Consider the following 14,087-nt stretch of genomic DNA (forward strand, 5'->3'; position numbering starts at 1 on the left):
GTCGGAGGGTTCGGTATGACATCGGAACACCAACTCATCACCGGGAGTACCCGATTGTTCGCCGTGATCGGAGATCCGGTCGAGCAGGTGCAGGCACCCTCGATGATGAACGCTCTGTTCGCCCGGCTCGGCATCGATGCGGTGCTGGTGCCGGCGCACGCCACACCAGCGCGACTCGCCGCCGTGGTCCGGGGACTGCAGAGCACCGGAAACGTCGACGGACTACTCATCACCGTGCCGCACAAGAGGGCCGTCCTGGACCTGGCCGACGAGGTGAGTCCCACGGCGGCGCTCAGCAACGGCGCGAATGCGATGCGCCGGGCCCCGGACGGACGGTGGCAAGCCGACAACTTCGACGGCGAGGGCTTCGTGCGGGGGTTACGCGCGGCCGGGCACGAACCGGCGGGCCGGCACGTCTGGCTCGTCGGCGCGGGCGGGGCGGGCAGCGCCATCGCCGTCTCCCTGTTGTCGGCCGATGCCGAACTCACGATCACCGACCTGGACGAGAACCGGGTGCGCACGCTTGCCGAGCGGCTGTCACCGCACTTCACGGGGCGCCTCCACAGCGCCGCGGGTCCCGTGGCGGCGGATCTGGCGGTGAACGCGACCCCGCTGGGCATGCGCCCCGAGGATCCCCTGCCCTTCGATCCGGCGCTCCTGCCCAGCAGCACGGTGGTGGTCGACATCGTGATGAAGCCCCGGCGCACTGCGCTGCTGCGAACAGCGGAGAAGCACGGCCTCAAGGTGCACTACGGTTCTGCGATGCTTTCCCACCAACTTGACCTGTACCTGGACTTCTTTGGCCTCGGCAGACAGCCTTCCTGACCGAAACACGAGGGTGCAGCGACAGACTCCGGCATCGGAGGCCGGGCTGCCGACCTGCCCACAAGCAGAAATCGCCGCTCGAGAGAGCAGAAAGGGCTCTCGACAAGCTGACGTACCACCATGCAGGGCCGAGGTGTCGGACTGGTTCAACAACCAACGCCGCTTCCGTAAGCGATCCGGCCGCCCGGCGCGTGCTGGATGAAGTCGCAGGTCGAGAGCATTCTTCGGTCTCGTCAAGTGGCCTTACAGAAGCGGCGTTGGGTTCAACATCTCGCGCCTTGGATCCGCAACCAGCCTCTGCGGCCGGAAACAACCGGGCCGCCCGTCGTCCGCCATGAACGCCAGCACAGTCCAGCATTTCCTGAATTCACGATGTTCTGTACTGTTGTGGTGTGCTGACCGTTGCCTCCGACATCGACGTGCTGGCCCGCTTCGGCCGCGCGCTCGCCGACCCGATCCGCTGCCGGATCCTGCTCGCTCTGCGCCAGGCCCCCGCCTACCCGGCCGACCTCGCCGACCAACTCGGCGTATCCCGCACCCGGCTGTCCAACCACCTGGCCTGTCTGCGTGACTGCGGCCTGGTCGTCACCGTGCCCGACGGCCGCCGCACCCGCTACGAACTCGCCGATGAACGCCTCGGCCACGCCCTCGACGACCTGCGCGCCGCAGTGGTCGCCGTGGAGGCGGACAAGACCTGCCCGAACGCGGAGTCAAAGGGCTGCTGCTGATGACCGCGATATCCCTCGGCTCCTCCCCGGCCCGCCGCGAGACGCTCACCCGCCGCATACGCCTGCTGGTCACCGCGACGATCACATACAACGTCATCGAGGCAGCCGTCGCCCTCACCGCCGGCACCCTCGCCTCCTCCACCGCCCTGATCGGCTTCGGCCTGGACTCTGTCATCGAGGTCTCCTCCGCCGCCGCGGTCGCCTGGCAGTTCTCCGCCCGTGACCACGCCGTACGCGAAGCCCGCGAGAGGACCACTCTGCGGATCATCTCGGTGTCGTTCTTCCTGCTCGCCGCCTACGTCACCGTCGACGCCGTCCGCGCCCTGACCGGCACCAGCGAGGCCGAACGCTCCCTGACCGGCATAGTCCTCGCCGCCCTCTCCCTGGCGGTGATGCCCTTCCTGTCCGCCACCCAGCGGCGCGCCGGACGGGAACTCGGCTCCGCCTCCGCGGTCGCCGACTCCAAGCAGACCCTGCTGTGCACCTACCTCTCGGCCGTACTCCTGGCCGGCCTGATCCTCAACGCCACTCTCGGCTGGTCCTGGGCCGACCCGGTCGCCGCCCTGGTCATCGCCGTCATCGCCGTCAAGGAAGGACGCGATGCCTGGCAGGGCAAGGGCTGCTGCGCCCCGACAACCATCCCCGCGCCCGTCTCCTCGCACGACGACGCAGATGTGTGCGGTTGCCGGCCCGGCTGCACCTGCTGTCCATGAACATCGTGTTGCAGGAAGGGCCCATGGGCGCCCGCCGCTCTGATACTGACCGGGCGGGCTACGGGCGGAGGGTGACGGTCTGGACAGTGGCGGGGGGGCTGGCACCAGGCTGTTGATCGCAACAGTGACCGCTGCAGTCGGCGTGTCCGGAGCGGTGTTCCTGCTCCCGGGTCAGCTGGCTTCTTCGGCGTGCCCGACCCGGCCGTCACACCGGCCAACCTTCGGCACCCTCGCCGCAGCCCTCGGCGCCCTCTACGCCGGTCAGACCCTGAGCTGATCCTTCCGGTTGGGGATCCACGACGGAGCTCCCTCGACGAGCGTTTCGCACTGGACGACGGACAACAACAAACCCTGTCCAAAACCTCGGTCTGCGCGAGGTGTCGTGCCGGGACAGGTACACCAGCCCGACCAGGGCTGGAGCTTGCAGCGACGGTCACCCTCGCGGGTGGCGATGAACATGGTGACCCACTCGGCCAGGGCCGGCATCGTCGCGCACGGACCGAACGACGCGTCACGCATTCGGGTGATCCGGTCACCAGGCCCTGTCGAGCTCAGGTTTTCTTATGTCAGTCTCCTGACAGCGATTCAGTTTGTCATGTGCAACGCTCAACGACGCACCGGCGTCATCTGAGGCACGGGCCGTTTGCGCATGCGGACTGCGGCCGCCACACGCGTTGCCGCCCCCACGAAAGGCAGTCCACCCATGACCGGATTCGCCCTGCCTCTGCGTAGAACGACCGCTCTCGCGCTTACCGCGACCGGACTGGTCTGCGCAGCTCTCGCCGCCCTGGCCGGGAGGGCCGACGCCGCCCAGAGCTCGGCAGTCACCCAACCCATCGTCAGCCAGGCGCTGTTCGACGACTTCGACTACACCGACTACACCGATCCGCGGATCACCCAGCGCGGCTGGACCCTGAAGTCCGGTCAGGGCGGACCCGGTGTTCCGGGCGCCACCTGGCGACCGCAGGACATCACCTTCGCCACTGAGTCCGGCAACTCGATCATGAGGCTGCGCGCCGGCACCAACGGCACGGCCTCCGGCACGACGCAGACGGAGATCTACCACCAGCGCAAGTTCCACCGCGGCACCTATGCCGCACGCGTCCAGTTCAGTGACGCCCCGGTGTTCGGACCGGACGGCGACCGCATGGTGCAGGCGTTCTTCACCATCACGCCGCTGAACTACCCCATGGACCCGGACTACGGCGAGCTCGACTTCGAGTACCTGCCCAACGGCGGATGGGGCATCCCGGGCAGCGCCCTGCTGGCCACCTCGTGGGAAACGTACCAGGAGAACCCCTGGCAGTCTGTCGCCATCACCACCCAGGAGCGCGCCGGCTTCGCCGGCTGGCACGACCTGGTCATCACGGTCGACACCGAGCGCATCAACTACTACATCGACGGCAGGCTCTTCGCCTCCCACACGGAGCCGTACCTGCCCGAGACGTCGATGGACATCCGCTTCAACCACTGGCTGATCGACCTGCTGGGCACGAACAGCAAGCGGTCGCGCGCCTTTGACCAGAGGGTCGACTACGTGTACCACCTCAAGGACCAGGTGTTGACTCCGGCCCAGGTGCAGGGCGCCGTCAACGACTACCGGGCGCGGGGGGTGACGTTCGAGGACACCGTCTGAACCGGCGGTCGCGCCAACGTCGTCAGACGGCGTCCGCCGCGCCGCCCGGGCCGACGAGCGGCAGCCGGGCGGTGATCGTGGTGCCCCGGCCCTCCTCGGAGCTCAGCTGCATCTCACCACCGTGGTTCGCCACCATCGTGCGCACGATGGCGACCGGTTCCGGGGATGGCCGCGTCGGCGGCGTTGGAGGCGCGAAAGAAGCGCTGGAAGAGCTCGTCCCGTTCGGCCGCGGGCATGCTGATGCCGGTGTCGCTCATACTCAGGGCGGCCTCCCCGTCCCAGGCGTCGGCACGGACGGTTACCGCGTCCCCGCGGGGGGAACTCCACCGCCTTGGACAGCAGGTTCAGCAGGAGCCGGGCGAGTTGCTCGCCGTCCACCTCCAGGATCAGCGGCTGCTCGGGGCACCTCATCTCCTATGCCACCGCGGCGCTACGGGGCCAGCGGGATCACATCGGCTGCCGACGCCACCAGGCGGCACAGGTCGATCGGCGTCCTGCGGAAGATGAACGCTCCCGACTCGATCCAGGAGCAGTTCCGGGGGGCGTGCGCCTCCACCACCCGTCCGGCCACGACGGTGCAGCCGTTGGCGAGGCCGACCACACCGCCGGTCGCCCACTACCGCATCGGATCGTCGCTGAGGATTGGCCACCGCGAGCAGCGCTTGTGAGTCGAGGCGCGCAGCGCGGCCCGCCGAGCCGCAGCAGCGAGCGAGCCGAGCTGGCCGCCACATGCAGCGCGGTCACCGAGCAGCCCCGCCAGCCCCTCTGTCGCCGCGACGGCCCCTTGACTCCCCAGAGCACCGGCCCCCGCGACGCGCAGGGCAACCGGCCCACCCGTCGCGACGGCCACCAGCAGCGGCTGAAGGCCCTCGGGCATACCCAGCCTGCCCAGCGCGCGTGTCGCCTTGATCCGCACATCGACGGAGAGGTCCTCGCGCAGTGCGCGGGCGATCCCGGATGTCCGGGAGACCGCGCTCATGGCGCCGAGCACCCCGATCGCCACGGCACTCGCCAGGGGGTGCGGGGGCTCCAGCCCTGCCGCGACCCGGCGCCGGGTGGGCCGACAGAAACAGCAGCGCCGCTGACCAAGTGGGTGGGGATCACCGCTCCACCCGGTTGAGCAGCGCGGTGACTCGGCTGGACAGCTCCCGCGGACTGAACGGCTTGGTGATGTAGTCGTCAGAGCCGGCCGCGAAGCCGACTTCGATGTCCCCTTCCTGACCGGGACGTGATCATGATGGTCAGTGGTGCGATGGAACCGATGCGGTGGGATGTTGCGGTGCGGCGTGGGCGGGTGGCCCCAGGTGGGCCTCCGGGGTGGCCGTGGACGACCGGTCTGTGAGGTGGCTGACGCGTGGATGCCGCTGAGGGCGCGCAGCACCGCCAAGCCGCGAGCGCGGCATGAGGTCACCGCGTCCGGGTCTGGCTGGTAGGTCTCGCGGAACAGGTCGGAGGCGCCGTCCGGCAGCAGGCTCCAGGCGGTCGGCCCGCCTCACCTGACGGCACCGAGGTTCGGCGCCCCAGGTCTTATCGAGCCATGTCTCCGGGGGCCGCCGTTCACCGGCCGGTTCGACCGGGTGACGGGTTCGGCCCGAGCCGGCGCCGGGGATGCAGGCTGGAGCCCGCAAGCCATCGAACGATGCGAAACACTCAGGCGCCACCTGCCGCCGACCGGCACCAAATCCGGGCGTGGAGCCCGTGGTCCACTACGCGGCGAGGTACAGCCCGATGAGGACGCCTTTCCGTAACCGCCGTGCGCGGCGGATGCCGGCGGCCGTGCTGGTGGTCCTGTGCACGGGCCTGGTCCCCTCGGCCGCCGGCGGCAGCCCAGGGTCGGCCACGCACGGATGGAGGACTGCCTGGGCAACCGCTTCAACGGGCCCGCGGGGAGCCTGCCCGATGCCGAGGACAGGATCATCGACGTCGGCACCGGGTACCCCGGTGGCCCGCCCAACTGGGGTACCGGTGAGGTGCAGACCTACACGGCCGACCCGGCCAACCTCAGCCATGACGGCCGGGGCAACCTGCGTATCACCCCGCTGCGCGACTCGGCGGGGCGGTGGACCTCCGGACGCATCGAGACACGCCGCAGCGACTTTCGGCCTCCAGCGGGCGAACGCATGCGCATCCAGGCCCGCCTTCAACTGCCCGCCGTCACCGGCGCGGCAGCCGAAGGCTACTGGCCGGCCTTCTGGACTCTGGGGGCCTCGTACCGGGCGGGCGCGCCCTCCCCGAGGCCCGGCGAATTCGACATCATGGAGAACGCCAACGGCCTGAACCGCGTCTGGGGCGTCATGCACTGCGGCACACCCACTGCAGGGCCGTGCAACGAGAGCACCGGCCTGGCCGCCAGCACCACCTGCCGCCGGGCCCGCTGCACCGGCACCTTCCACACCTACACCCTGGAGTGGGACCGCCGCACCTCAACCGAACGACTCCACTGGTACGTCGACGGACGGCGCTACCACACCGTCAGCCGCTCACAAATCGACCCGGCCACCTGGCAAGCAGCCACCGCCCAGGGCCACTTCCTCCTGCTGAACCTCGCCATCGGCGGGGGCTTCCCCAACGCTCTGGCCGGGCACCCCACCCCCACACCGCAAACCCGCCCCGGCCATCCCATGCTCGTCGACTACGTCGCCGTCCTCACCACCGCTTCCCTCCGCCCCTGATGCAGCAACAGATCCGGAGCCACCTATCGCGTGGCTGGGCCGCTCCACCCGTGGGGACTGGGAATCGTTCGGTGTAACTCCCGATCACGGAAGATGCATCGACGACCAGTGAGAACGTGTCCGACCGGGAGGCTGTCGAGTCGGTAGTGGCTGTGTCGGCGAAGGCCGTGGATGACCAGCTGATCGACGAACTGGTGGGCCTGGCCCAGGCCGAGGGACCGCATCCGACCGGTGAGCGCGTACTCCTGCAGCAGCTGACCAAGCGGCTGCAGGAGTACGCTCGCGATGACGCGATCACCCATCTCCTCGGCTATGAAAAGCACGACCCGTCAGGCAAGGACGGCGGCAACTCCCTCAACGGCAAACGTTTCAAGACCGTTGGTCGGCCCGGTGGAGACAGCCGTGCCCGGCGACCGGGACGGCTCCTTCGAACCGAAGATCGCAGGAAGCGGCAGAGGCGCCTGACCGGCCTCGGCGAGATGGTCATCTCATCGGCAGCCGAGGGCCTGACCATCGACGAGGTCCAGGCCCACTGGCGGACGTCTACGGCGCCGAGGTGTCCCGGCAGACCACTACCGCCGAGCGACCGCCGGTTCGCTCAGGCGCCGGCCCTTCCAGCTCAGGCCGTCGGCGCATCGCGCAGGATGCCATCGGGCGTGTCCGCCGTGCGCAGCGGTTCACTCGAGCACTTCGACCTTGCCCCAGCAGACGCCGCTTCGGGCTTCAGCTCCGGCTGCGGTGAGCTTCCTACTTGGTGCTGTGACCGCGAACCTTCGCCGGGTTGCTGGGCAGGTGATCGAAAAAGGAGGGGTGGCTCCCTCCGATCGTTGTACGGTCCTGCCATGTCCCGATCAGCCGATGTTGCCCTCTCCCAGCCCCCCGTCACCGCGGACGACCTCGACCTTGCCGTGTGCCTCGCTGTGGCAGTCCTTCGCGAGGCGCCTCCAGCCGCGTGGGAAGGCAAGGCCGGTTCGCTGCAATGGGACTGCTGGGAAACCGTTGAGCACCTCAGCGACGACCTCTTCGCTTACGCTGCGCAACTGGGCCCCAAGACACCACCCTTGGATGGCGAGGTGCCCTTCGTATGGGAGAGCCGACGTCCCGGCGGCCCAGCGAACGCCATCCACGCGAACCGCGAGGCGGGGCCCGCCGGCCTGCTGCAGGTCCTGGAAGCGAGCGGTGCGCTGCTGGTCGCCATGGTGCGCACGACGCCTCCGCGGACCCGCGCTCACCACGTCTTCGGTGTCTCGGACCCCGAGGGCTTTGCCGCGATGGGGGTCGTGGAGACCCTGGTGCACACGCACGACCTTGCACAAGGACTCGGTCTCGCATGGAGCCCGCCTGCCGATCTGTGCTCTCGGGTGCTCGCTCGGCTGTTTCCGGACGCGCCGTCGTCCACGGATCCCTGGGCCACCCTCTTGTGGGCCACCGGACGCGCCGAACTACCCGGACACCCCCGTCTCACCACATGGCGCTGGGACGGCACGCCCCGGGCATAGGCTCAGGCGTCTCTGCCGCAGAGGAGAGGTTCGGTCGGGGTTGCCTGGTCAGGCTGCTGCTGAGATCGGTCGGCCACCCCAGCAGATGCCTTTCCCGTTTCGGATGCGGCCACGTGTTTACAAGTCATCTCAACTGGTGCGTATGCGGCATCAGATCAGGGCGCAAGATCGTACAAGACTGACGTGCCGGTCTGCGCCAGTCTCTAGGGGACATCACCCGAGGCGCCCCACAGTGACTCCCCTTGAGATCTTGAAAGAGGCATCCATGACCGTCCCCACCGCGAGTCCCGCCTGTGTCGACGCGACTCAGGTCGACAGCCGCTATAAGTTCGTCGTAGCCCTCAAGGCGAAGCTTCCGCCCGGAGTGGCGGCGAACGCGGCGTCACACCTGTGCCTGGGGCTTTCCGCCAAGGCAGCCACCGAGCAGCCGGAGTTGCTGCGCAAGATGTCGTTCCTTGCCTTCTCGGACGCTGATGCCGGCAGCCACGCCCCCATTTCGGGGCTCTCCCTCGTCGTCCTCGAAGGGCGCCCGGCCTGGGTCCGGCGGCTGCGCGACCAGGCCGACGCTGCAGGACTGCTGTACACCGACTTCACCGCAGAGATGACCGGGGACACCTACGCAGAACAGCTCGACCGGATGAAGACCACGCCGGAGCAGGCCCTCGACTACTACGGAGTCGCCGTCTTCGGGCAGCGCGATGTGCTGGATCCGCTGACCAAGAAGTTCTCCCTGCTGCACTGACCTCCGTTCGAGCACGAGCACCTCGCCAGGTGCTCGGGTAAGCGACGTGGCCTCGTCGTTGCCTGGACAAGCCTCTCCGGCAACGCCCCGCCGACATCGTGGCGGGGAGCTCAGCGAGCTGACTGGGGCCGGGGCGTCTTCTGCTGGATCATATGGATGGGAAGGTAAGTCGTGCCGATCGTGTGCATCGTGGCGTCGGTGCTTGTTGCAAGCCGGGGTGTTCGGCTACATCTCCGGGCGACTGGACGCCACAGCGAGCCTGGCCCTTTCCTGTACGGGGTTCGGGGCCGCGGCCGTGCTGTTCAACGCCGCGCTGCTGGTGCGCCGGGCGCTGCGCGGACCGGCCACCGCTTCACCGAAGGCCACTGGGCTGCTAGCGCTGATGAACGTGGTCACAGCGGTCACCTTTCTCGGCTTCTACGCCTCGTTGAGCTGGGTACCCTCCGCGCTCGCTACCGGGATCGAGACGGCAATCGGGCCGGCCGCCCTGGCCCTGCTCGGGCTGGTTGGGTACGGGCGGCGCGCCACCAGGCAGGGCTGGTCGGCCGCCGCCGTGTTGGTCCTGCTCGGCCTCGGCACCGCCTGGACCTTCACCAGCACCGGCGAGATCCAGCCGTCGGCCGGAGCGGCCCTCGGGCTCGCTCTAGTGGTCGGCGCCGGCGCCGGGGCCGCCGTGCTGGCGCTGATCTCAGCCGAGTTGGGGCGGCGCGGAATCGACCCCGTGTACGTGACCGCCCACCGCTTCCACCTCACCTACCTGTGCGGCGGGGCACTCCTGGTGGCGGCCGGCGGCCCCAGTCGCCGGTGGGTGGCCGAGCTGCCTGCCCTGCCTCTGCTGGGCGTACTGGCGGTGACTATTCCGCTGTTCCTGCTGCAGGCCGGGCTGCAGCGCGCGGATCCGATGGTGGCTGTGGTTCTGCTGACCACCCTGCCCGGCGCCACGTACCTCGCCGAGACCGTCTTCCACGGCGGGTTCAACACCACGTCGCTCGCGCTGGTCTGCTGCCTGATTGCCGTGGCCCCGTGGTACGCATGGCTGTCCAGACAGGAAGCAACGGGTTGCCGCACCGGGCTGTACAGCAGCGAAGCACGGCAACCACCGTGCCCACAGGCACCTGAAACCGACTCACAGAATCGCCTCACAGCCCGGGCCCCAGACCAGTCAAGGTCGCCGTGGGAGCCGAGTTCGTCGAGGACCAGGCAGTGGAGCTTGGCCCACACCGGTGCCTTCGTCCACTCGGTGAACCGGCGGTGAGCACTCACCATGCCCAGTGACTCCCGGGGGCCAGACGCCAGGGCTCGGCGTGGTGCCGACGTGGCCGGCTCGCCGTGGTGGTCAGCGATCAGCCTCGCACTCGCCGACGACGGCCATCTCCGCCAGGGCCGGGAGCCGACCGGCCGCAGCCGGCGAGGGCACCCACCGGCTGCGGCCGGTCCGGGCCATAGCGCTCAGAGCGCCTGGCGAGCAGGGCGGTGTCAGGCGTCCTCAATCGTGCGGATGCAGGACGACCTTGGTATAGCCTTCCGTCCGCTTGTCGAACTTTTCGTACGCCGTCGGCGCCTGGTCGAGGGGCAGCTCATGCGAAACGACGAAGCTTGGTTCCGCACGGCCCTCGATGATCATGTCACGCAGCTGACGGTTGTAGCGCTTGACGTTGCACTGCCCGGTGCCCACGCGCAGTCCCTTTTCGAAGAGACGCCCGATGGCAACCATCAACATGCCCTGCTTCGCCTGCTCGTCCGGTCCGCCGGGGTCGCGCGGGACGTACAGGCCCGGCACACCGAGAGCGCCCGTCGGCCGGACCGTCTCGACGAGGGAGTTCAGTACGGTCGCCGGTTCCTCGCGCTCCTCGCCACGCGCCATGGCCTGGTAGCCGACGGCGTCGATGCCCTTGTCCGTGCCTTCACCCGCGGTCTGCTCCCTGATCTGCTCCACCGGGTTGCCCTGGGTGAAGTCGATCGGTACCGCGCCGATCTCCTCGGCCTTCTGCAGCCGCTCGGCCACCCGGTCGACCACGAACACCTTGCTCGCGCCGCGCAGCATCGCCGAGTAGGCGGCCATCAGACCGACCGGGCCGCCGCCGTACACGGCGACGCTGTCACCGGGGCGCACGTCGGCCAGCTCGTTGCCGTGGTAGCCGGTCGGGAAGATGTCCGCGAGAAGGACGAAGTCGGTTTCCTTCTCGGTTCCCTCGGGGAGCTTCAGGCAGTTGAAGTCGGCGTACGGCACTCGTACGTACTCGGCCTGGCCGCCCACGAAGGGGCCCATAGCCACATAGCCGTACGCACCGCCGGCGAAACCGGGGTTCACCGTCAGGCAGAAGCCGGTGAAGCCCGCCGTGCAGTTCTTGCAGAAGCCGCAGGCCACGTTGAAGGGCATGACGACGCGGTCTCCGCGGCTGAGCGACGTCACACCGTCAGCGGCCTCCTCGATGACGCCGAGGTTCTCGTGGCCGAAGACGATCCCCGGCTCGGCGGCCGTGCGGCCTTCATACATGTGCAGGTCCGACCCGCAGATAGCGGTGGACGTGACACGGACGATCACGTCGTTCGGGTGCTGGATTCGGGGATCCTCCACTTGCTCGATCGCGACTTCGAACGGTCCCTTGTAGACGACGGCCCTCATGATCGAACCCCTCCACTGAATGTGGTTGTTCACTCACAGATGGGAGCGACGGGGACCCGCTGCGTCCGTCGGGACCAGGTCCCCAACCCTGCAGCTCACCGGTCTTCTGTGTCCTGGCTCATACTCCAGACTGGTGCATGATGAGATGATTTGCATCTAGAGGCCCCCAAGTCCTGTTACGCACGAATTCGAGAGGATTCATAACCTTGTCACGACGTTTCGGCACCCTCCTCGTCCCGGTATCCGGCCTTTCCGGCACGACCTATCCGGAAGGGACTCGGGTGGCCATACGGGGCAGCGGAGGCTCCGTCGACGGCTTCGTCGACGGAGACTGGCTGCCGCTCGCCTGGTGGGAGTTCGCGGACACCCAGCCCGAGGGCGTCCCCGGCAACCTGCCGTAGCACCCAGCAGGAGCCGGGAAGTGGCGCCCTGGCCAGTGCGAGATCCGATCCGGGGCGCGTCTGCATGGCCACACCTCGACACCACGGCCGGCGCGTCAACGCGTCGGCCGATGAAGCGCCGCGGTCGGGGAATTGCCGGCGTGGCGATTCAGCTGGCACGGGGCCCGTTTCGGTGTGCGGTGGGCCGGGGACTTGGCACTGGAACGGCAAGGCAGGCCGGAGCGCGTGTGCGGCTACCGGACTGCGCCTGCGTGCCCGGCCTTCGGCGAGAGGACGCGGCCATGGCGAAGATCTTGACGGTACTTTATCCGGATCCCGTTGACGGCTATCCGCCCAGCTACGCCCGGGACGAGATTCCCGTCATCAGCGGCTATCCCGGAGGGCAGACGGCGCCCACCCCGCAGAGCCTCGGCTTCAAGCCGGGTGAGCTGGTCGGCTGCGTCTCCGGTGAACTCGGTCTGCGTCCGTTCCTCGAGGACCGGGGGCACACGCTGATCGTCACCTCCGACAAGGACGGGCCCGACTCGGTGCTGGAGCGCGAGCTCCCCGACACCGACGTGGTGATCTCACAGCCGTTCTGGCCCGCCTACCTCACCCCCGACCGGATCCGGCGTGCGCCGCACCTGAAGCTGTCGATCACAGCCGGGATCGGTTCGGACCACGTGGACCTTCCGAGCGCCATCGAACACGACGTCACCGTTGCGGAGATCACCTACAGCAACAGCATCAGCGTGTCGGAACACGCGGTCATGCAGATCCTCGCCCTCGTCCACAACTACCTGCCCGCCCATGAGTGGGTCACCGCCCGCCGAGGGTGGAACGTCGCCGACAGCGTCTCGCGGAACTACGACCTGGAAGGCATGGACGTAGGCGTTTTCGGTGCCGGACGGATCGGCCTGGCGGTGCTCCGCCGACTGCAGCCGTTCGAGGTGAAGCTGCACTACAACGACGTGCACAGGTTGCCACCTGAGCTCGAACGGGAACTGGGGCTGACCTGGCATCCGGACGCCCGTTCCCTGGCGGCCGCCGTGGATGTGCTCTCCATCCACGCGCCGCTGCACGCCAAGACGGTGAACCTCTTCGACGACGAGATGCTGGCGGCCATGAAGCGCGGGTCGTACATCGTCAACACGGCTCGCGCGCTGATCGTCGACCGGGACGCCGTGGTGCGCGCCCTGGAGCGAGGTCATCTGGCGGGCTACGCCGGTGACGTCTGGTACCCGGAGCCGCCGGAAGAGGACCACCCGTGGCGCAGCATGCCGCATGAGGGCATGACACCGCACGTATCGGGTTCGACGCTCTCGGCTCAGGCCAGGTACGCGGCGGGCGTGAGAGAAGTCCTGGAGTGCTGGTTGGACAACCGCCCGATCCGTCAGGAGTACCTCATAGTGGAGGGCGGCAGGCTTGCCGGGACCGGAGCTCGCTCCTACACGGTCTGACATACGTCGCGGCGTGCGCGCGGGTGGCCCGCGTGCTCTGCACTCCGAGCCCTCAGCCTGGTCGACGAAAGCGAGCCCCGCTTCGGCAGGCAGGCCGAGCGGTCGTCGCACCGGCCGGCACACGATACCGGGGGTGCTGGTCAGCAACGTGAAGACCGCCGCTGGGTGGTCTCTCGCCGGCCGACGGAACACGGCAGGCGGGCGCGTCCTGGCGACCAAGACCGTGTTACCCGACCGTGCAGTCGCTGCTGATGATTCCGATCGCGTTCAGTGACGAGCAGGCGGCCGTCGTCAGCTTCCCTTGCCCGCTGCGGCGGGAACGGGGGTGGTGCGCGATCACCCGCCTCCGACCGGTTCTTTGCAGGGGAGGCCCGTCCGCGACCGACCGGCTGCCCGGGCGCAGCCCGCTTCATACATGCGCCGCTGCACTTCCAGGCGGGTGCTGCACCACGCCAAGCTCAAGCAAGGCCGCTGCCACGGCAACCAGCGACCTGCTGGCGGGCCGGCGGTGGCCGTCAAGATCAGGCATGAGGACACGGGCAGGGTGGCTGAGCAGCAATGCCAGGAGGCGGACCGACGGTCACGGCCCGCCCTCACGCTCGCAGCGCTTCGGCTTATCGGTGGTGTTCAGAGGGCGCCTGAGCGCTTTCGTTGGTTTGTTCGCGTAACCAGCTCAGAGCGCTCGTGGGTCAGTCGAAGTATGACTCGAGTGTGCCGCGGCGCCGGACGTCGAGCGTCGCGCAGTGGAACGAGCCGCCGAACGGCGCGTAGTGCAGCAGGTCGCAGGGAATCGGCTCGAAGCCCCA

Annotated in this window: 12 protein-coding genes and 5 pseudogenes; 10 read left to right on the forward strand and 7 right to left on the reverse strand. The window is 68.7% G+C overall.

Annotated features, from left to right (window positions below):
• Window positions 1-15: 15 nt before the first annotated feature.
• The 4 genes and pseudogenes from ACWD1U_RS33855 to ACWD1U_RS33870 form a co-directional block, all read left to right on the forward strand.
• Window positions 16-825 (forward strand): shikimate dehydrogenase family protein, encoded by an 810-nt coding sequence (locus ACWD1U_RS33855; RefSeq protein WP_451113190.1) that lies wholly within the window; start codon window positions 16-18, stop codon window positions 823-825.
• A gap of 392 nt (window positions 826-1,217) precedes the next feature.
• Window positions 1,218-1,553, forward strand: coding sequence for an ArsR/SmtB family transcription factor (locus tag ACWD1U_RS33860; RefSeq protein ID WP_451113191.1), 336 nt, complete (start codon window positions 1,218-1,220; stop codon window positions 1,551-1,553).
• Window positions 1,553-2,266: a cation transporter gene (locus tag ACWD1U_RS33865; protein WP_451113192.1), complete on the forward strand. Its 714-nt coding sequence runs from the start codon at window positions 1,553-1,555 to the stop codon at window positions 2,264-2,266. The genes ACWD1U_RS33860 and ACWD1U_RS33865 overlap by 1 nt, the downstream gene beginning before the upstream one ends.
• A gap of 79 nt (window positions 2,267-2,345) precedes the next feature.
• Window positions 2,346-2,488, forward strand: a pseudogene (locus tag ACWD1U_RS33870) (sulfite exporter TauE/SafE family protein); the annotation flags it as partial.
• Between the two features lie 124 nt (window positions 2,489-2,612).
• Here ACWD1U_RS33870 and ACWD1U_RS33875 read toward each other — a convergent pair.
• Window positions 2,613-2,752, reverse strand: a pseudogene (locus ACWD1U_RS33875) (IS5/IS1182 family transposase); the annotation flags it as partial.
• Window positions 2,753-2,969: 217 nt separating this feature from the next.
• Here ACWD1U_RS33875 and ACWD1U_RS33880 point away from each other — a divergent pair.
• Window positions 2,970-3,902: a glycoside hydrolase family 16 protein gene (locus tag ACWD1U_RS33880; protein ID WP_451113193.1), complete on the forward strand. Its 933-nt coding sequence runs from the start codon at window positions 2,970-2,972 to the stop codon at window positions 3,900-3,902.
• A 113-nt stretch (window positions 3,903-4,015) separates the two neighbouring features.
• Here the strand turns inward: ACWD1U_RS33880 and ACWD1U_RS33885 are convergent.
• The 3 genes and pseudogenes from ACWD1U_RS33885 to ACWD1U_RS33895 form a co-directional block, all read right to left on the reverse strand.
• Window positions 4,016-4,207: pseudogene (locus tag ACWD1U_RS33885) on the reverse strand (hypothetical protein); the annotation flags it as partial.
• Window positions 4,208-4,332: 125 nt separating this feature from the next.
• Window positions 4,333-4,503: a hypothetical protein gene (locus ACWD1U_RS33890; protein WP_451113194.1), complete on the reverse strand. Its 171-nt coding sequence runs from the start codon at window positions 4,501-4,503 to the stop codon at window positions 4,333-4,335.
• Between the two features lie 15 nt (window positions 4,504-4,518).
• Entirely contained in the window at window positions 4,519-4,905 is a 387-nt protein-coding gene (locus ACWD1U_RS33895; protein ID WP_451113195.1) for a HEAT repeat domain-containing protein, read from the reverse strand.
• An 844-nt stretch (window positions 4,906-5,749) separates the two neighbouring features.
• Between ACWD1U_RS33895 and ACWD1U_RS33900 the strand changes: the two genes are divergently transcribed.
• The 3 genes from ACWD1U_RS33900 (at window position 5,750) to ACWD1U_RS33910 (ending at window position 8,815) form a co-directional block, all read left to right on the forward strand.
• The gene (locus ACWD1U_RS33900) at window positions 5,750-6,574 is read left to right on the forward strand and encodes a glycoside hydrolase family 16 protein (protein ID WP_451113196.1); all 825 of its coding nucleotides are present in this window, start codon (window positions 5,750-5,752) and stop codon (window positions 6,572-6,574) included.
• Between the two features lie 842 nt (window positions 6,575-7,416).
• On the forward strand, window positions 7,417-8,073 hold the full coding sequence (locus ACWD1U_RS33905) for a maleylpyruvate isomerase N-terminal domain-containing protein (RefSeq protein ID WP_451113203.1): 657 nt from the start codon (window positions 7,417-7,419) through the stop codon (window positions 8,071-8,073).
• A 265-nt stretch (window positions 8,074-8,338) separates the two neighbouring features.
• Window positions 8,339-8,815 (forward strand): DUF2000 domain-containing protein, encoded by a 477-nt coding sequence (locus ACWD1U_RS33910; RefSeq protein ID WP_451113197.1) that lies wholly within the window; start codon window positions 8,339-8,341, stop codon window positions 8,813-8,815.
• A 1,155-nt stretch (window positions 8,816-9,970) separates the two neighbouring features.
• Here ACWD1U_RS33910 and ACWD1U_RS33915 read toward each other — a convergent pair.
• Window positions 9,971-10,081: pseudogene (locus ACWD1U_RS33915) on the reverse strand (IS5/IS1182 family transposase); the annotation flags it as partial.
• Window positions 10,082-10,301: 220 nt separating this feature from the next.
• Window positions 10,302-11,441: a glutathione-independent formaldehyde dehydrogenase gene (locus tag ACWD1U_RS33920; RefSeq protein ID WP_451113198.1), complete on the reverse strand. Its 1,140-nt coding sequence runs from the start codon at window positions 11,439-11,441 to the stop codon at window positions 10,302-10,304.
• Between the two features lie 206 nt (window positions 11,442-11,647).
• Here ACWD1U_RS33920 and ACWD1U_RS33925 point away from each other — a divergent pair, with 206 nt between their 5' ends.
• Window positions 11,648-11,842 (forward strand): hypothetical protein, encoded by a 195-nt coding sequence (locus ACWD1U_RS33925; protein ID WP_451113199.1) that lies wholly within the window; start codon window positions 11,648-11,650, stop codon window positions 11,840-11,842.
• 281 nt (window positions 11,843-12,123) lie between these two features.
• A complete protein-coding gene (locus tag ACWD1U_RS33930) occupies window positions 12,124-13,281 on the forward strand; it encodes an NAD-dependent formate dehydrogenase (RefSeq protein ID WP_451113200.1) in 1,158 nt (385 codons plus the stop codon).
• A gap of 689 nt (window positions 13,282-13,970) precedes the next feature.
• On the opposite strand, the pseudogene ACWD1U_RS33935 reads toward ACWD1U_RS33930, so the two are convergent.
• A pseudogene (locus ACWD1U_RS33935) lies at window positions 13,971-14,087 on the reverse strand (amidinotransferase); the annotation flags it as partial.

This window comes from Streptomyces sp. NPDC002788, assembly GCF_053592115.1.